Raw genomic sequence first — 17088 nt, forward strand, 5'->3', positions numbered from 1 at the left:
CCGGTCCTTCGTATGCCTGCGGAGAGCGGAACTCCGGCAGCCTAGCCGGAGGCACTGCCTGGGCGGAAACTGCGGCTGGGGCGCTTCGTGCGCTTGCCGGTCAACCCTTTTGCTGTTCCTCCGCGCCGATACCGAGGGTGGCAAGCAACCGCCAGACATCCGAGGACGGATCACGTTTCAGCGGGTCGCAGGAGGCCGCGTGGCCGCTGCGGAGCCTCCAGACCTGCGAGGTCTCCGGGCGCAGCCCCGGGATCGGTGTGAAATCGGCGTTCTTGGGGGAGCAGTCGCCGTACGGACACAGGGAGACGAGCTTGCGGGCGTTGCGCACGGCCGCCCTCTCCCTTCCTACGAGCGATTCGCCACGCTGGCCGCCCAGCCCCTTGCCCCGGTCGCCCGACTGCTGGTCGTAGTCCTGGAAGCCCTTTGCGTCCCGATGCGTGCGGAGGCGGTCGAGGACTGTGCCGCTCCGTCCGCCCTCCTGGCTGGTGAACGGCTGGAAGTGCAGGAGCAGCCAGAGCTCGAAGGACGGGTGGGACAGCACTACCTGCACACCTGCTTCGGCGGCGTTGCGCATGGCTTCGGGAATGTCGTCGTCGCGCTGGTCCTCGCTGTCCCGGTCGAAGAGGGCCCACTTCTCGTCGTCCGGGCCGGCAGCCGTGGCGATGACGTGAGCGACGGTCTCCGTAGGGCGGAGGCCACGTCCCGCGTTGCAGTGCTTCAAGCGGAACTTCTGCCCCTCCCGCTCGCCGTAGTGGGTGTTCAGCAGGGCGATGTAGTCGCGCTCCGTTTTCTCGCCCTCGGTCGCCACATAGATCACCCGCCGGGACTCGTCCGGGTACGACTGCAGTGACCGGCGCAGTGGCGCGGACGGGGCGTCAGGATCCCGGCGACGCCGACGACGTCCTCCCGGTTGGTTCCGGCCGGTCTCGCCACTGTGGCCCTTCTTGTCCGCCCTGCTCATGCGGAAGTCCGCAGCTCGTCCAGTGTGGCGATGTGGCGGGCGAGCTCTCCACTGGTCAGACGTGGCACTCCGCCATAGTGGCCGTGCAGATAGCGGCGTTCCAGGTTCTCGTCCCGACGGGCCTTTCGCGCTGCCGTGAGGGGGTACAGCTGGGTTTCCCCCGAGTTGCTCTTGACCGTGATCCACAGCTGGTCCCGAGCGAGGGGGCGCTCCGCCACGGAGGGGCCGAGAAGCGTGGCGTCGTGAGTGGTGAAGATGAGCTGCGCGGGTCGTGGGTTGGCTTCCTGGTCGTGGAAGAGGCGGATGACCTCGGCAGCGAGCAGGGAATGCAGACTGGAGTCGAGTTCGTCGGCGAGGAGGACACCGCCACGTTCGAGCACATGCAGGAGTGGGCCGAGAAAGGCGAACCAGGCCTGGGTGCCCAATGACTCCTGTTCCAAAAAGTCGAGCGGCTGTGCTTCGCTGCCGCTTCCCTGGTGCAGTAGCCGCACTTCGCCGCTCTCGGGGTCGACCGTCATGCCGGTGACGCCGAGATCAGGGGCGGACAGGAGTGCGACGAGTCGTTCGCGCATCCCGGAGCTGGTTCGGGGATCGGTGATCCGGTCGCGCGTCCAGGCGGTTCGGGCCGCGACGTCACTGCCCGTGGAAACCAGCCAGAGGTTGTCCACGAACCAGCGGTGAACCGCTGAGAGCTGCGGATGGTTCAGCGTGGCGCCGACCGTCAGGAGCAGCGCGTCGGGACGGGTGGATTCCTTGATCAGGTCCTTGTGGCCCTTCATCCCGGTCCCTGGGAACCGGACCTCTCCCCCCTCGTCCTCCGGCCGCCCGGCCTCGCGGTCGAACCAGACCTGGCGCCGCCCGGAAGGATAGGCGTGGAGCCACTCGGCCTCCACCCGGTCGTCCGAGAGCTCGAAGCCGTACGTGTACCGCACGCGCCGCTTTCCGAGGAGGAGATCCACCTCGAACAGGCTCGTTTCGTCCTGTGCCTCCGCTGCCAACGCGAATGGCTCCCTCGGAATGCGGGGGGCCTTGCCCCAGTCCGCGAACGAGTCGAGCACTGCCTTGCGCATGAAGCGCAAGGCGGAGAGGATGTTGCTCTTTCCCGAGGCGTTGGCTCCGTAGATGCCGACCGTCGGGAGCACGGAGACGTCTCTGCCCTCGGAGCGAACGCCGGTGTCCCTTGCTGTGCCCTCATTGAGCTCGGTGGCGACCAGGGAGAGCTCTTGTTCGTCACGAATGGATCGGTGGTTGGCCACCCGAAAGCTGAGCAGCACGTCCTACCTCCTGACGAGGCGGGGGTCATTTCACCGCCTTGGGGCCCTCCGTACGGGTAACCCGTACGGAACAGCTTAAGACGTGCTGCTATGGCTCGCCAGAGGGTCGGGCCTGTTGGCGGGCTCGGGCGGGGTTACTTGAAGAAGGCGATGCCGTCGTCGGGGAGGTCCTTGAGGTCCTTCGCCCACTCGCTGGGGTCGACGACCTTCTTCAGCTGGGCCGACATGTAGGGGCGCAGCGGCGTCTCGGGGGTGGCCTTCTCGCCCACCCACATGAGGTCGCCCTTGACGTAGCCGTAGAGCCGCTTGCCGCCGCTGTACTCCTCGGCGGAGGCGAGGCGGGCGACGGCGTCGGTGGCCAGGTCGATCTGGGGCTTGCCCTCGGCCAGCTCGCCGTACCAGATCTCGGCGACGCCCTGGTCGCGGATCATGGCGACCTCGACGCGGCGGTCGGGGCGGACGCGCCAGTAGCCGGTCTCCGTCTCCAGCGGGCGGACCTTGGCCCCCTCGGAGTCCAGGACCCAGGAGTGCGAGACGTACTCCAGGAAGTCCCGGCCATCGTGGGTGAAGGCGACCTCCTGGCCGAAGTTGCACTGCTCGGCGCCGGGGAGGTCCGCGACGCCCGCCCCCGTCCAGCGGCCGAGGAGGAAGGCCAGGGGGACGAGGTCGGGGTGCAGGTCCGAGGGAATCTCGATCATGAAGGGTTCAGACGCTCGCTGGTTCGGGTTCGAGTGGTCGGCGGGCAGCGGCTCAGCGCTGGCCCTGGAACAGCTTCTTCACGACGAGGAGCGAGAAGGCGCCGGTCCCGACGACGACCAGGACCATCAGGGCGATGAAGAATGCCTCAAGCACGGGGCGCTCCTTGCGCTGCTTCTTTGCGTGGACGATGGGGCCGGACCCGAGTCTAGTCGCCGGGGCGGGGTGTGGCGCTGTGAGGTCCGCCGCGCGGTCTACGGTGAGCCCATGGCAGACGCGAAGAAGCTCGTGATCAAGGTGACGGCCGGGGCGGACGCCCCCGAGCGGTGCTCGCAGGCGTTCACGGTGGCGGCCGTGGCGGCGGCCAGCGGTGTGGAGGTCTCGTTGTGGCTGACGGGGGAGTCGGCGTGGTTCGCGCTCCCCGGACGGGCGGCCGAGTTCGAGCTGCCGCACGCGGCCCCGCTGCCGGAGCTGATCGCGGGCGTCCAGGCCGGCGGCCGGATCACGCTGTGCACGCAGTGCGCCGCGCGGCGGGACATCGAGGAGAAGGACGTCCTGGAGGGCGTGCGCATCGCGGGCGCGCAGGTCTTCGTCAGTGAGGCGATGGCCCCCGGCACCCAGGCCCTCGTGTACTGAGGTGGGGACGTGACGGTCGGGCGCCGTGGCCCGCGGGGCGTGTGACGCACGACACGGCGGCCGGGCGATGAGTCGTGCGGTCCGCGGCGGTCGGACCAGGGGAGAAGCAGCGGGCGTCGCCTGCGGCCCCCACCCCACGGAAGGCGGTACCTCATGGCAGCCACGAAGGGCCCGGCCAGCTATTTGCCGGCCATCGAGAAGGCGTACGGACGCCCTGTGGGTGAGTGGCAGGACCTCATCCGCTCCTCTTCTCTGGAGCGGCACATGGAGCTGGTCTCCTGGCTGAAGGCCGAGTACGGGCTCGGTCACGGGCACGCGAACGCCCTGGTCGCCCACACGCTGGCGGAACGGGCCGCCTGAGCGGGGGCGCGGCGCCGGGCGGGCGGCCGGGGCGCTGCCCGAGACATGCCGACGGCACGGCGAAGGGCCGCACCCCCCTGGCGTCCAACCCCGGGGGTGCGGCCCTTCGTCCTGCGTGCCGTGCGTCCGTGCCGAAGCCGGCTCAGACGGCGATGGCGACGTCCGCCACGCCGCCCTGCTGGGCGACGACGGTCCGGTCCGCCGTGCCGCCCGGCACCAGGGCGCGGACGGTCCAGGTGCCCTCGGCCGCGTAGAACCGGAACTGGCCGGTCGCGGACGTGGGGACCTCGGCGGTGAACTCGCCGGTGGAGTCCAGCAGCCGCACGTAGCCGGTGACGGGCTCGCCGTCGCGGGTCACGTTGCCCTGGATCGTGGTCTCACCGGGCTTGATGGTGGAGGCGTCGGGGCCGCCTGCCTGTGCTCCGCACATGTGGGTGTCCTCGGGTTCGATCGGGAAGGGACGGAAGGGGGGTTACTTCGCGGCGCCCAGCTCGATCGGCACGCCGACGAGGGAGCCGTACTCCGTCCAGGAGCCGTCGTAGTTCTTGACGTTCTCCTGGCCCAGCAGCTCGTGCAGGACGAACCAGGTGTGGGCGGAGCGCTCCCCGATGCGGCAGTAGGCGATGGTGTCCTTGCCCAGGTCGACGCCCTCGGCCTCGTACAGCTCCTTCAGCTCGTCGTCCGACTTGAAGGTGCCGTCGTCGTTCGCGGACTTCGACCACGGGATGTTGCGGGCGCTCGGCACGTGGCCGGGGCGCTGCGACTGCTCCTGCGGCAGGTGGGCCGGGGCGAGCAGCTTGCCGCTGAACTCGTCGGGGGAGCGGACGTCGACGAGGTTCTGCGCGCCGATGGCGGCCACGACGTCGTCGCGGAACGCGCGGATGGTGGTGTCCTGCGGCTTGGCCTTGTACGTGGTGGCCGGGCGGGTGGGCACCTCGGCGACCAGGTCGCGGGAGTCGAGCTCCCACTTCTTGCGGCCGCCGTCGAGGAGCTTCACGTCCTGGTGGCCGTAGAGCTTGAAGTACCAGTAGGCGTAGGCCGCGAACCAGTTGTTGTTGCCGCCGTAGAGGACGACGGTGTCGTCGTTGCCGATGCCCTTCTCGGACAGCAGCTTCTCGAAGCCGGCCTGGTCGACGAAGTCACGGCGCACCGGGTCCTGGAGGTCCTGCTTCCAGTCGATCCGGACCGCGTTCCGGATGTGGTTCTTCTCGTAGGCCGAGGTGTCCTCGTCGACCTCGACGATGACCGTCTTCGGGTCGTCGATGCGGGCCTCGACCCAGTCGGCGTCCACCAGGACGTCACTGCGGCTCATGAAATCTCCTCCGGGGGCGTTGGTACTGCGGTGCGGTGCGGGTGTGTGCGCCGCGTGGGCGGTGAGGGCGGGTGCGATGCGGCGCGGCGTACGGCGGTGTCCGGGGCGGGTGCGCGTCGGTGCGCGCCGCACGGGCGTGCGGATACCGGGAGCGGCGGCGGCCCGGTGCGGGGCGGAGGCCCGGCACGCCACGCCTGGTCGGCCGGTGCCGGCCGACGGCGGCGGGCCGTCAGGCGGTGGGGCGACAGAGCATGGCGGCGACGCGGCACAGGTCGACTGTCCGGCGCTTGGTGAGGTCCGCCTGTCGGGTCATGCCGTCGATCGTAAGGACGGCGGCGGTGTGTGTCACCGGCGTTCCGTATGGCGAGACGCGATCGTCCGCACTATGGGATCTGTGACGGGTGAGGCCGGGGTCGCGCGGGGCGCCGGAGGGGCGGCTCCGGTGCCCGTCTCGCCATGAGACGGGCGCTTGTCTCGCATGATGGACGACAGTCCGGGCGCGCGCCCGGAGACGCCGCTCCCGGCTCAGCCGGTGACGCTCACCCGGCTGCCCGAGAACGCCACCTCGACGCCGTCCTCGGTGGCCTTGATGCCGGTCAGCGCGACGCCGGACGGGAGGCCGTCGATCTGCCGCGTGTAGTCGATCTTCTCGCGGATCAGCTCCTCGACGCCGGGGATGCCCTCGCCGGGCACCTCGTCGGCGCGCAGCCGGATCGTGTCCCCGTTCTCGACGCTGATCGTGCTCGTCGTCGACCGCTCGATCGTGCGGTCGAGCAGCGGGACGTACACGCTGCCGGTCACCTCGACCTTGCTCGCGCCGCCCTCGGCCGCGCCGCCGTAGGCGAGGGACACGCCCTCGTCGGCCGCCGCGCTCAGGTCCTCGTACGTCAGGTACGCGGTGCCGGTGGCCTCCTGTGCCACGCCCCCGGAGTAGCCGCTGTTCAGCGCGATGTCGCGGGCCCGCACGTCGAACTTCCGGACCTCCAGCGTGCGCTCCCCGTTGTCCGTGGTCATGCCGCTGATCGTGATGTCGACGGACTCCAGGTCCCGCCCGGCGATCTGGGTCAGGAAGGGGAACCCCCCGATGGAGACCTCGACGTCCTCGGCGCTGCGGGCCGATCTCACCTCGTCGGCCAGCCGGCTCTCGGCGAAGTGCACCGCGAGCCGGTCCGCGCCGACGAACAGGCCGCCCAGCACGAGCAGGATGACGAGCGTGATGCGAAGTCCGCGTGGCATGGTCGGCAGCCCCCCTGTTCGACTCGTGTGATCCTAACCGGCGGCCCGAACCCGTCCCCCGCGTGCGGGCGCCGGGCTCAGGCCAGCACCGCCAGGACGTGTACGGCGGGGGCCGCGAGCGCCAGCGGCAGCGCCACCCCGGCGGTGCGGTGGACGAACCGGGACGGCCAGTCGTAGCTCGCCGCCCGCAGTCCGACGAGCGCGCACACCCCGGCCGTGACGCCGACGAGCGCGGCGAACCCCGTCCCGTCGAGCCCCGCGATCCCTCCGGCGACCACGCCCGCGCCGACGGCACCGGCCAGGGCGAGGACCGCCGTCAGCGGGCCGGGCAGCGGCAGCGCGCGCAGCAGCACCCCGGCGCCGACGGCCGCCGCCCCGGCGGTCACCGCCTCCCAGCGCACGTCGACCGTGGCCAGGAATCCGGCCGCGAACACGGTGAGCACGGTCGCCGCGACGCCCGCCGTCAGCGCGTAGAGGCGCTCCTCGGGCGCGCTGTGGTTGCGGAGCTGGAGCAGCAGCACGAGCAGCACCCAGATGCCGAGCGTGCCGAGCAGCGCGGTGTCCGTGTGCTCGGCGGGGGCGGCGAGCAGCGCCACGTCGGCGCTCACGCCCGCCAGGAAGGCCAGCGCGATGCCCTGCCGGGCCGGCCACATGCCGTTCAGCCGGTACCAGCCGGCCGCCGTCAGGGCCTGGAGCAGCAGCAGCGGCACCAGCACCGCGAGGTTCCCGAGCGGCGCGGCGAGGGCGAGCAGGGCGGCCAGCACGAGCGTGAGGGCGGCGGGCTCCGGGCCGGGCTCGATGATCGGGCTTCCGGTGCGTTCGGCGACGCCGCCGGGCCCGTGCCGGGAGGCGGACCTGCGCCGCCGTCCCCGGCCGCCCGGCGCCGCGGGGCGGGCCGCCCCGGCGGCGGCCTCCGTCGTCCGGGCCTGCGGGGGCACACCGGCCGCCGGGGCGGCGTCCGGCGCGGGCGCGTCCGGCACGGCGTCCGTCAGTGGGGCCGGGGACGGCCGCCCGTGGCGGTGGGACTCCTCTGGCCGGCTCACCGCGACCCCCCGGCGAACGGCGGGAGCACCTCGACCGTGCCGCCCTGGCTGAGCGGGACCGTTCCGTGCGGACGGGTGCCGACCGGGTCGCCGTCCACCAGATACGAGCAGCGCTGGAGGACCCGGGCGAACTCCGGGCGCTCGGAGTGCCGGGCCCGCGCCCCGTCCAGCGCCTCGGCCAGCGTGGCGGCCTCGTAGCCCTCCTCCGCGACCCCGGCCGCGGCTTTCGCCGCCGCCCAGTAGCGGATCGTTCCCTGTGCGGACATGTCATGACTCCCAGCGGTGCCGGCCCGGTGTGATGTGCCGCCCACCATCATGCGGCACGTCCGCACCCCTCCCCGACCCGCCGCCCGCGCGGGACGGCCTGCGTGCGGGCGCCCGGCGGGGTGCGGGCGGGGTCGCGGAACGGGAGCCTCCGGGGAGCGCGGCGGGACCACGGAAGGAGTGGCTTCGGTTACACAGGGCTGCCGGAGTGCACCCTTTCGGCTATTCTTGGGACGCAGAAGGACTCGGGCAGTGTCGCCTCCGGGTCCTTTTCGTGTTTTGGGGCACCCCGCAGCTCCGCCAGACGCCCTCGATGGGACCGAGGAAGGACTCACCGTCATGAGCTCGCTTCTCCTCCTGACCAACGCCCTGCAGCCGTCGACCGAAGTGCTCCCGGCGCTGGGGCTGCTCCTGCACAACGTCCGGGTCGCCCCCGCCGAGGGCCCGGCCCTCATCAACACCCCCGGGGCCGACGTCATCCTCGTCGACGGGCGCCGCGACCTGCCGCAGGTCCGCTCCCTGTGCCAGCTGCTGCGCTCCACCGGGCCCGGCTGCCCGCTCGTCCTGATCGTCACCGAGGGCGGCCTCGCGGCCGTCACCGCCGAGTGGGGCGTCGACGACGTCCTCCTCGACACGGCGGGGCCGGCCGAGGTGGAGGCCCGGTTGCGGCTCGCCCTCGGCCGCCAGCAGCTCACCGTGGACGACAGCCCGATGGAGATCCGCAACGGCGACCTCTCCGTGGACGAGGCCACCTACAGCGCCAAGCTCAAGGGCCGCGTGCTCGACCTGACCTTCAAGGAGTTCGAGCTGCTGAAGTACCTGGCCCAGCACCCCGGCCGGGTCTTCACGCGGGCCCAGCTCCTCCAGGAGGTCTGGGGCTACGACTACTTCGGCGGCACGCGCACGGTGGACGTCCACGTGCGGCGGCTGCGGGCCAAGCTGGGCCCCGAGCACGAGTCGCTGATCGGCACCGTGCGCAACGTCGGCTACCGGTTCGTCACGCCGGAGAAGTCGGACAAGTCGCTCAAGCGCGACAAGGCCGGCCAGCACGGCCCCCACGACCAGAGCGCCCAGAGCGCGGAGCGGTCCCGGCACGGCGAGGGGGCCGCCGTCGCCGAGGAGGCCGAGCGCGTCGCGCGGGACGCCGCCGGGAGTGGCCGCGCCGACCGCCGGTGAGCCGCGCGCCGGGACGGGGCCGTCAGTACAGGCCGAGGCGCCGCGCGGTGTCCTCGGCCCGGCGCAGGTGGTCGTGGGCCTCCGTCCCGAGCGTGGTCAGGACCCCGGCGACGAGCGTCTCGATCACCGCGAGGGTGGGCACGAGGCTGTCGTAGGGGGAGGGCGCGGTGACGTGGCTGGGCAGGACGACGTCGGCGTGGGCCGCGGCGGGTGACAGCCAGGTGTCCGTGAACACGATCACCTTGCCGCCGTGCTCCCGCGTCCACCGGGCCAGCGCGGAGGTGTCCTCCTCGTAGCGCCGGTAGTCGAAGGCGACCAGGACGTCCCGCCGTTGCAGCGTCGCCAGATGTGCGGTGCGCTCCACCGCACGGTCCGGCAGGAGGAGGACGTCGTCGCGCACCTGCATCAGGTGCAGGCCGAGGTACTGGGCGTGCAGCCGGGTGAAGCGTCCGCCGGTCAGGGTGACGCGGCGCCTGCGGTCGGTGAGCAGCCGCACGGCGTCGTCGAAGTCGTGCGGGGGGATCTCGGCCAACGTGCGGTGCACCGCGTCGGCGAAGACCCGGGCGCACCGCTGCGTGAGCGGTGCGCCCTCCGCGTCGTCCGCCTCCGCGGCGGCTCGGCCGAACCCGCCGCTCTCGTACAACGTGAGGGGGGAGGCGGTCCGTTCGGCGAGCTCCGCGCGCAGTGCCGCCTGGAAGTCGGGGAAGCCCCGGTAGCCCAGCCGGTTGACGAAGCGCAGGACCGTCGGGGCGCTGACGGCGGCGCGTTCGGCCAGGGTGGCCACCGTCTCGAAACCGGCCGACGGGTAGCCGGCGAGCAGGACGCGGGCGACCTTGCGTTCGGCGGGGCTGAGGTCGCCGAGCTTGTGCCTGATCTCGTCGGCGAGGGCGCCTGTGGCCATGGGGGGACCTTCCGGAAGCGCGGGGGGTGACGGACCCGAACGGAGCCTAACGGTCGGGGCCCGTGGCCGGGCCCCCAGGTGACGTGCCGTCCGGGCGGGGAGGGTGTCAGGGGGTGCGGGCGCGCCCGAGGTCGGCGGTCAACGCGGCGAGCAGGGCCACCCGAGGGGGCACGGAGCTGATCCGGAGCCACTCGTCCGGGGTGTGGTCGGCGCCGCCGACCGGGCCCAGGCCGTCCAGCACGGGCACGCCCGTACCCGCGATGAGGTTGGCGTCCCCGACCCCGCCCGTCACGGCGGCTCCGAGTTCCAGCCCGAGTCGGCGCCCCAGCTCCCGGGCGCGGGCGAGGACGAACCGGGACGCCGGGGTCTCCTCCATGGGCGGGCACAGGTCCGACCGGACCGCCCGCGCCGTCGTGCCGGGGACCCGCGTCGCGGCCACCACCGCGTGGACGGCGGACGTGGCGCGGACCAGCCCCGCCGAGGTGGCGGACCGCACCTCGGCGCGGATCTCCGCCTCCGGGCAGACGATGTTCGTCCGGGTTCCGGCCCGCACCACGCCGACGTTGACGCTGACGTCGTCCCACCGGGCGTTCAGGGCCTGGAGGTCCACGACCAGGTGCGCCGCCGCGAGTGCCGCGTTGGCGCCCCGCTCCGGTTCGATCCCGGCGTGGGCGGCCCGTCCGGTGACGGTGACGCGGAAGTCGGCGACGCCCTTGCGGGAGACGACGAGGTCGCCGTTCTCCCGTGCGCACTCCAGGGCCAGCGCGTAGTCCACGCCGCCCGCGGTCGCGACGGTCACCGGCCGGCTCACCGGGCAGCCGATCTCCTCGTCCGGGGTGGCGAGGAAGACGATCTCCTCGTACTGCCGGTGGTCCGCGGCCGCGAGGATCTCCACCGCGGTGAGACCGGCGAGGAGGCCGCCCTTGTCGTCGCACACGCCCGGCCCGTGGGCGAGGTCCCCGACGACGGTGAAGGGGCGGTCCCGGGCCGTCCCGTCCGCGAAGACGGTGTCCATGTGGGCGGCCAGCAGGACCCGTCTCCCGCCGGCTTCGCGGGGCAGGTCGCCCCGCTTGCGGGCGACGAGGACGTCGCCGGTGTCCGGAGCGCCCGCCGGGGTCTCCGGCCCGCGCCGCCCGTCGTGCCCCTCGCCGCGTCCCCGCCCGGGCCCGTGGCCTTCGGACGGGCTGTGCCGTTCCACGCGGAAGCCGGCCCGGACCAGCCGGGCGTGCGTCAGGTCGGCGACGCGGTTCACCCCGGACCGGCTGTACGAGCCGGAGTCGATGGCGACGAGGTCCGCCAGGTCGGCCAGGAACCGCTGCTGTCGGGCGACCGCGAGGGTGAGCAGCTCCTCGGGGGGCGGTGGCCACCGGCCCTGCGCGGCGCTCACCGGATCGTGGCCGGGACGGAGCCGGGTCGGCAGGATGCGGAACGGCGTGGGGCGACGGGGTGGCGTACCCGTCCGACGGGTGTTACACGAGTGCGGGTGGTGAGCATGGTTGTAATGATGCCCTCCGAGGGTGCTACCGGGGGTAGAGAGCCGTGAATCCGAAGGAAGAAACCTTTCTTCATCTCGCCACGGGAGTCTTGCTTCCACCTCTTTCGGTATTTTCTGCGTTACGCAAGCCTATGCGTGATGGCTCCCTGTACGTAGCGTGAGCATGTCATTCGTTGCGGTGATCTGCGCCCCTGAGCGGCCCCGACCGCCCGCCCCCGGGGCCGCAGCGCGCCGACCGCGCCTCCGCGGGTGACCGCCCGGCGGTCCTCCCGCGTAGACTGCCCGCCGTGGCGAAGGTGACGCGGGACGATGTGGCACGGCTGGCGGGGACCTCGACCGCGGTGGTCAGCTACGTCATCAACAACGGACCGCGTCCGGTGGCGCCGGCCACCCGGGAGCGGGTGCTCGCGGCCATCAACGAGCTGGGCTACCGGCCGGACCGCGTCGCGCAGGCCATGGCCTCCCGGCGGACCGACCTCATAGGCATGATCGTCCCCGACGCCCGCCAGCCGTTCTTCGCCGAGATGGCCCACGCCGTGGAACGCGCGGCGGCCGAGCGCGGGAAGATGGTCCTCGTCGGCAACTCCGACTACCTCGACGAGCGCGAGGTGCACTACCTGCGCGCGTTCCTCGGGATGCGCGTCTCCGGGCTGATCCTCGTCAGCCAGGGCCCCAGCGAGCACGCCGCCGCCGAGATCGAGGCGTGGGACGCCCGCGTCGTCCTGCTGCACCGCCGCCCCGAGGCCATCGAGGACGTCGCCGTGGTGACGGACGACGTCGGCGGCGCCCACCTCGCCACCCGCCACCTGCTGGAACACGGATACGCCTACGTGGCCTGCCTGGGCGGCGTCGAGACGACCCCCGTGGTCGGCGACCCCGTCACCGACCACGTCGAGGGCTGGCGCCGGGCCATGCGCGAGGCCGGCCGGCCGACCGACGGCCGTCTCTTCCAGGCGCCCTACAACCGCTACGACGCGTACGAGGTCGCCCTGAAGCTGCTGGCCGGGCCCGACCGCCCGCCCGCCATCGTCTGCGCCACCGACGACCAGGCCATCGGCGTCCTGCGGGCCGCGCGCGAACTGCGCATCGACGTGCCGGGCGAGCTGGCCGTCGCCGGGTTCGACGACGTCAAGGAGGCGGCCCTCACCGACCCGCCGCTGACGACGGTGGCCTCAGACCGGCCCGGCATGGCCCGGGCGGCCGTGGACCTCGTCCTGGAGGAGGCGCCGCGCGGCCCCGCCACCCGCCGGGAGCGGCTGCGGCAGTTCCCGTCCGCGCTCGTCGTCCGGCGCAGCTGCGGCTGCGCGTAGCCGAGGCGCCCCCCAGCTGCGGCTGCTGCGTCGCGCTGCGTACTGCCGCGGCGCCGCGCTCAGCCGCAGGTGAGGCCGCGCGGCCCCGGACCGGACTCGGCGGCGATGTCCTTGGGGTTCACCAGCCCGCAGCTCGTCAACGTCAGGCAGCCGCAGCCGATGCAGTCGTCGAGGTCGTCCCGGAGCTCCTGCAACTGCTTGATCCGCAGGTCGAGGTCGGAGCGCCACTCCTCGGAGACCCGCGCCCAGTCCGTGCGGCTCGGCGTCCGCCCCTCCGGCAGGAGGTCCAGGGCGGCGCGGATGCGGTCCAGGGAGATGCCCACGCGCTGGGAGGCGCGGATGAACGCCACGCGGCGCAGGGTGTCACGGGTGTAGCGGCGCTGGTTGCCGCTCGTGCGACGGCTGTGGATCAGCCCGTGACGCTCGTAGTAGCGCAGGGCGGAGGTGGCCACGCCGCTGCGGGCGGCCACCTCACCGACGCTGAGTTCCTGCGTCTTCCAGGAAACGGTTGGCATGCGGCCCAAGAGTAGTTGACTTGAAGCCGAGTTGAAGAAGCAGTCTCTTCTCGTCGGTTCCGCTCTCATCGGTTCCGCACCACGAACGCTCCGACCATCCGGCCCGAATCGTCAGGAGACCGCCATGTCCAAGCCCGCGCCGCGCCTCGCCGTCATCACCGGAAGCGTCCGGGAGGGCCGCTTCGGCCCGACCGTCACCACCTGGTTCGCCGAACAGGCCCGCGAGCACGGCGTGTTCGAGGTGGACGTCATCGACCTCGCCGCGCACCCGCTGCCGCTGGTCATGCCGAGCTGGGGCGGCGACACCGACCCGGAGACCGTCCGCCACCAGCAGGAGCTCTCCCGGCGGCTGGCGGACGCCGACGCCTTCGCCGTCGTCACCCCCGAGTACAACCACAGCTACCCCGCCGCCCTGAAGAACGCCATCGACTGGTTCCGTGAGGAGTGGCAGGCCAAGCCCGTCGGCCTCCTCTCCTACGGCGGCCAGGGCGGCGGCGTCCGGGCGGCCGAGCACCTGCGCCAGGTCTTCCCCGAGATGCACACCATGACCGTGCGGGACGCCCTCAGCTTCCACAACGCCTGGGACGCCTTCGGGCAGGACGGGCAGCCCAAGGACGGCGAGGCGGCGGCCCGCGCCGCCAAGGGCATGCTCGAACAGCTCGACTGGTGGGCCGACGCGCTGCGCGAGGCCCGCGTCCGCCGCCCCTACGGGGCCTGACCCGCCGTCGGACGACGACGGCCCGGCTCCCCGTCCCGGTCGGGAGGGGAGCCGGGCCGCGTCCGGCTGGCGCGCCGTGCGTCAGCGGACGACGGTGATGCGGTCCGCGGCGGGGGCGTCCAGCGGATCGGCCGCCGAGGAGTGCGCGAGCAGGTACTCCTCCAGGGCCCGCAGGTCGTCGCCGCCGACCAGCGGGTCCGTGCCCCGGGCCAGCGTCGCGAAGCCGTCCCCGCCCCCGGCCAGGAAGGAGTTGACGGCCACGCGGTAGGTGCGGTCGGCCTCCAGCGGCTCGCCGTTCACCCGGACGGAGTCGGCCACGACGCGCTCGGCTCCGGAGCGCGTGAGGTCCAGCGTGTAGGTGAACCCGTCCGACACCTGGAGGATCTTCGGCGCGTCGGCGTTCGCCCCGCTGACCTGCTCGCGCAGGACCGCGAGCACCTGGTCACCCGTCAGCGACACGATGTTGACGGTGTTCGTGAAGGGCTGGACGGTGTAGCCCTCGGCGTAGGTGACGACGCCGTCGCCCTCGGAGCCGGAGGCCGCGTAGGTGAGGTCGGCGCGGATGCCGCCGGGGTTCATCAGCGCCAGGTCGGTGGCCGCGTCCTGGGTGCGGGCGTGCGCGAGCTGGGCGTCGGCGATGAGGTCGCCGAGCGGCGTCTCCGGCACGGTGCGGTCGGCGGTGATGTCCTCCGAGACGTGCCCGATCGGCCGGTTCGCGACCGGCGCGGCCAGCTCCTTCCACCGGTCGATGAGCGAGGTGAGGTCCCGCGCCCTGGGCTGCTCGCGGTCCACCACGTGGTTCGTCCCCGTGACCGAGGTGCGCACGACGTCCCTGGTGCGCCGGTCGTACTCCATGTTCAGCTCGGTGAACAGGCGGCCGTAGGAGGCGGCCGACGTCACCAGCCGGTCGTTGCCCTCCGGATCGGGCAGGCTGCACACGTACGGCTGGTGGGTGTGGCCGGTGACCAGCGCGTCCACCCCGGCGTCCGTGCGCGCGGCGATGTCCACGATCGGGCCGGAGACGCCGCCGCCCGAGGCGTCGCAGTCCGCGTTGTACGCCGGGGAGGCCGGGTAGCCGCCCTCGTGCACCAGGGCGATCACGGCGTTGACGCCCTTGCGGCGCAACTCCTTCGTGTACCGGTTGATGGTCTCCGCCTCGTCGAGGAACGTCAGGCCCTCGATGCCCTCCGCCGAGACGATGTCGGGCGTGCCCTCCAGGGTGACGCCGATGAAGCCCACCTTGACACCGCGCATCTTCTGCACCGTGTAGGGCTTCAGCAACGGCCGACCGGTGTCCTCGTGCACCACGTTGGCGGCCAGGATCGGGAAGTCGGCGCCCTCGAACGTCCGGTCCTCGGCGTAGCAGCCGTCCACCGGGTGGCAGCCGCCCCGCTGCAACCGCTTCAGCTCGTCCTGGCCCTCGTCGAACTCGTGGTTGCCGACGCCCACGACGTCCATGCCGAGCGCGTTCATCGCCTCGATGGTCGGCTCGTCGTGGAACAGGCCCGAGAGCAGCGGGCTGGCGCCCACGACGTCGCCGGGCGCGACCGTCACCGAGTGGCGCTCGCCCCGGCGGGCCTCGCGCAGCGCCGTCGCCAGGTACTCCACGCCGCCCGCGTCGATCTGCTCCGTCGAACCGTCGGGGTGCTCGTGCGTGACACGGCCCGAGGAGCCGGTGGGCGGCTCCAGGTGGCCGTGGAAGTCGTTGACGGCCAGCACCTGGAGGTCCACGACGCGGCCGTGGCCCGGCGTGCCGGGCCGGTCGCCGTGCCGCTCGGGAGCGGCCTGGGCGGACGGGAGGGCTGCCGCGCCGAGCGCGAGCGTGGCGGCGAGGCCCGCCGCGGTCGCGGCGAGTCGGCGCGGCAGCCGTCGCCCGGAGGCGGTACCGGGGGCTTTGGACATGGGTGTCCCCTTCGCGGAGGGTCGGATCGACGCTGTTCGAGCAAGCGGCAGCCTACGGTCAACGCGCGTAGCGTGTCAGGAGCCGTGCGGTAACCGGCAGGTGGCGATCTGCGGGCGTACGCTTCGGTCCCATGAACGACGTGGTGGTGACAGACCGGGTGTCCGACGAGGTCGTCGGCGAGGCACTGGCCCTCATCGAGGCGGCGGCCCGCACCGACGGCCAGGCCGCGGTGTCCGAACAGGGAAGACTGCAACTGCGCGGCGGACACCGTCCGGGTGTCACGCATTTCCTCGTCCGTTCCGGTGGCGAACTCGTCGGCTACGGACAGCTGGAGGAGACCGACCCCGTCGAGGCCCCCGCCGGGGAACTCGTCGTCCACCCCGCCCACCGGGGCCAGGGGTACGGCCGCGCCCTCGGCCTCGCCCTGCTGACCGCCTCCGGGCGCCGGCTGCGGCTGTGGGCCCACGGCGGGCACGCCGCCGCCCGGCACCTCGCGCAGACGCTCGGCCTCACCCTCTTCCGCGAACTCCGCCAGCTGCGCATGCCGCTGGCCGCCGACGCCCTGCCCGAGGCCGAGCTGCCCCCCGGCGTCTCCCTGCGCACCTTCGTCCCCGGCAAGGACGACGCGGCCTGGCTGGAGGCCAACGCCGCCGCCTTCGCCCACCACCCCGAGCAGGGCTCCCTCCTCCAGCGCGACCTCGACGACCGCAAGAACGAGCCGTGGTTCGACCCCGAGGGCTTCTTCCTCGCCGTGCGCCCCTCCGGTGCCGTCGGCACCGAGGAGATCGTCGGCTTCCACTGGACGAAGGTCCACGAGCAGGAGGGGCTCGGCGAGGTCTACGTCGTCGGCGTCGTCCCGGGCGCCCAGGGCGGCGGCCTCGGCCGCGCGCTCACCACCGTCGGCCTGCGGCACCTGGCCGTCGCCCGGCACCTGCCCGTCGCGATGCTGTACGTCGACGCCGACAACGCGCCCGCCCTGGCCGTCTACGAACGCATCGGCTTCCGCACCCACGCCGTCGACCTCATGTACCGCACCGAAACCTGACCCCCACCCCCGCACCGCGTGGCGGGGAACGCGGCGTGACCGCCGGGTCCCGAACCGACCTCCGGCACCCACGTGCCGTCCTGACCGGCGACGTCGGCACCCCCGCGCGTCGGGCGGGGTGACCCTGGTGGACGCCCGTCCGTCATGCCTGCGTAACCGGCGATTCAGACTCGGTTGCGAGCATCGCGGAATGCAGCAACCGCACGGCAGGCCGACAGGCGTCCCCGGGGGGACCGGGCAGTC

18 protein-coding genes are annotated in these 17088 nt (G+C 72.9%); 6 read left to right on the plus strand and 12 right to left on the minus strand.

The features are described from left to right. Nucleotides 1–100 precede the first annotated feature (100 nt). From IF129_RS14875 to IF129_RS14885, 3 genes are all read right to left on the minus strand, one after another. Nucleotides 101–808 carry an RloB family protein gene (locus IF129_RS14875; RefSeq protein ID WP_191210139.1) on the minus strand — a complete coding sequence of 236 codons (708 nt, stop codon included), beginning with the start codon at nt 806–808 and terminating at the stop codon, nt 101–103. Between the two features lie 149 nt (nt 809–957). Then, nucleotides 958–2235 carry an AAA family ATPase gene (locus IF129_RS14880; RefSeq protein WP_191210140.1) on the minus strand — a complete coding sequence of 426 codons (1278 nt, stop codon included), beginning with the start codon at nt 2233–2235 and terminating at the stop codon, nt 958–960. A gap of 134 nt (nt 2236–2369) precedes the next feature. Beyond that, nucleotides 2370–2933: an FABP family protein gene (locus tag IF129_RS14885; protein ID WP_191210141.1), complete on the minus strand. Its 564-nt coding sequence runs from the start codon at nt 2931–2933 to the stop codon at nt 2370–2372. A gap of 265 nt (nt 2934–3198) precedes the next feature. Between IF129_RS14885 and IF129_RS14890 the strand changes: the two genes are divergently transcribed. Together IF129_RS14890 and IF129_RS14895 are read left to right on the plus strand one after the other, a co-directional pair. After that, a complete protein-coding gene (locus IF129_RS14890; RefSeq protein ID WP_191210142.1) occupies nt 3199–3567 on the plus strand; it encodes a DsrE family protein in 369 nt (122 codons plus the stop codon). A gap of 153 nt (nt 3568–3720) precedes the next feature. Further along, on the plus strand, nt 3721–3927 hold the full coding sequence (locus IF129_RS14895; RefSeq protein WP_191210143.1) for a DUF4287 domain-containing protein: 207 nt from the start codon (nt 3721–3723) through the stop codon (nt 3925–3927). 142 nt (nt 3928–4069) lie between these two features. On the opposite strand, the gene IF129_RS14900 is transcribed toward IF129_RS14895, so the two are convergent. The 5 genes from IF129_RS14900 to IF129_RS14920 all read right to left on the minus strand — a co-directional run bounded on the left by IF129_RS14900 (nt 4070) and on the right by IF129_RS14920 (nt 7784). After that, nucleotides 4070–4357, minus strand: a complete 288-nt coding sequence (locus IF129_RS14900; protein ID WP_191210144.1) for a DUF1416 domain-containing protein — start codon at nt 4355–4357, stop codon at nt 4070–4072. A 42-nt stretch (nt 4358–4399) separates the two neighbouring features. Further along, complete coding sequence (locus IF129_RS14905; protein ID WP_191210145.1) at nt 4400–5239, minus strand: sulfurtransferase; 840 nt, start codon at nt 5237–5239, stop codon at nt 4400–4402. Between the two features lie 525 nt (nt 5240–5764). Then, nucleotides 5765–6475, minus strand: a complete 711-nt coding sequence (locus IF129_RS14910) for an LmeA family phospholipid-binding protein (RefSeq protein WP_191210146.1) — start codon at nt 6473–6475, stop codon at nt 5765–5767. Between the two features lie 77 nt (nt 6476–6552). Further along, a complete protein-coding gene (locus IF129_RS14915) occupies nt 6553–7518 on the minus strand; it encodes a hypothetical protein (RefSeq protein ID WP_191210147.1) in 966 nt (321 codons plus the stop codon). Next, on the minus strand, nt 7515–7784 hold the full coding sequence (locus IF129_RS14920; protein WP_191210148.1) for a MoaD/ThiS family protein: 270 nt from the start codon (nt 7782–7784) through the stop codon (nt 7515–7517). Before IF129_RS14920 ends, IF129_RS14915 begins: the two co-directional genes overlap by 4 nt. A 337-nt stretch (nt 7785–8121) precedes the next feature. Between IF129_RS14920 and IF129_RS14925 the strand changes: the two genes are divergently transcribed. Then, nucleotides 8122–8958: a response regulator transcription factor gene (locus tag IF129_RS14925; protein ID WP_191210149.1), complete on the plus strand. Its 837-nt coding sequence runs from the start codon at nt 8122–8124 to the stop codon at nt 8956–8958. 22 nt (nt 8959–8980) lie between these two features. Here the strand turns inward: IF129_RS14925 and IF129_RS14930 are convergent, their stop codons facing one another. Together IF129_RS14930 and IF129_RS14935 are read right to left on the minus strand one after the other, a co-directional pair. Then, nucleotides 8981–9859: a MurR/RpiR family transcriptional regulator gene (locus IF129_RS14930; RefSeq protein ID WP_191210150.1), complete on the minus strand. Its 879-nt coding sequence runs from the start codon at nt 9857–9859 to the stop codon at nt 8981–8983. A gap of 106 nt (nt 9860–9965) precedes the next feature. Then, nucleotides 9966–11246 carry a M20 family metallopeptidase gene (locus IF129_RS14935; protein WP_191210151.1) on the minus strand — a complete coding sequence of 427 codons (1281 nt, stop codon included), beginning with the start codon at nt 11244–11246 and terminating at the stop codon, nt 9966–9968. 395 nt (nt 11247–11641) lie between these two features. Here IF129_RS14935 and IF129_RS14940 point away from each other — a divergent pair, with 395 nt between their 5' ends. Next, complete coding sequence (locus IF129_RS14940) at nt 11642–12664, plus strand: LacI family DNA-binding transcriptional regulator (protein ID WP_191210152.1); 1023 nt, start codon at nt 11642–11644, stop codon at nt 12662–12664. Nucleotides 12665–12723: 59 nt separating this feature from the next. Here IF129_RS14940 and soxR read toward each other — a convergent pair whose 3' ends face one another. Further along, complete coding sequence (soxR, locus tag IF129_RS14945) at nt 12724–13179, minus strand: redox-sensitive transcriptional activator SoxR (protein ID WP_191210153.1); 456 nt, start codon at nt 13177–13179, stop codon at nt 12724–12726. A 124-nt stretch (nt 13180–13303) separates the two neighbouring features. Here soxR and IF129_RS14950 point away from each other — a divergent pair, with 124 nt between their 5' ends. Then, nucleotides 13304–13897, plus strand: a complete 594-nt coding sequence (locus IF129_RS14950; protein ID WP_191210154.1) for an NADPH-dependent FMN reductase — start codon at nt 13304–13306, stop codon at nt 13895–13897. Between the two features lie 81 nt (nt 13898–13978). Here IF129_RS14950 and IF129_RS14955 read toward each other — a convergent pair whose 3' ends face one another. Continuing rightward, nucleotides 13979–15799, minus strand: coding sequence for a bifunctional metallophosphatase/5'-nucleotidase (locus IF129_RS14955; protein WP_191210155.1), 1821 nt, complete (start codon nt 15797–15799; stop codon nt 13979–13981). A gap of 131 nt (nt 15800–15930) precedes the next feature. On the opposite strand from IF129_RS14955, the gene mshD reads away from it, so the two are divergent. After that, nucleotides 15931–16845 (plus strand): mycothiol synthase, encoded by a 915-nt coding sequence (mshD, locus tag IF129_RS14960; protein ID WP_191210156.1) that lies wholly within the window; start codon nt 15931–15933, stop codon nt 16843–16845. The last annotated feature ends 243 nt before the right edge of the window (nt 16846–17088 follow it).

Source organism: Streptomyces chumphonensis (genome assembly GCF_014779715.1).
In the GTDB taxonomy this organism is placed as follows: domain Bacteria; phylum Actinomycetota; class Actinomycetes; order Streptomycetales; family Streptomycetaceae; genus Streptomyces; species Streptomyces chumphonensis.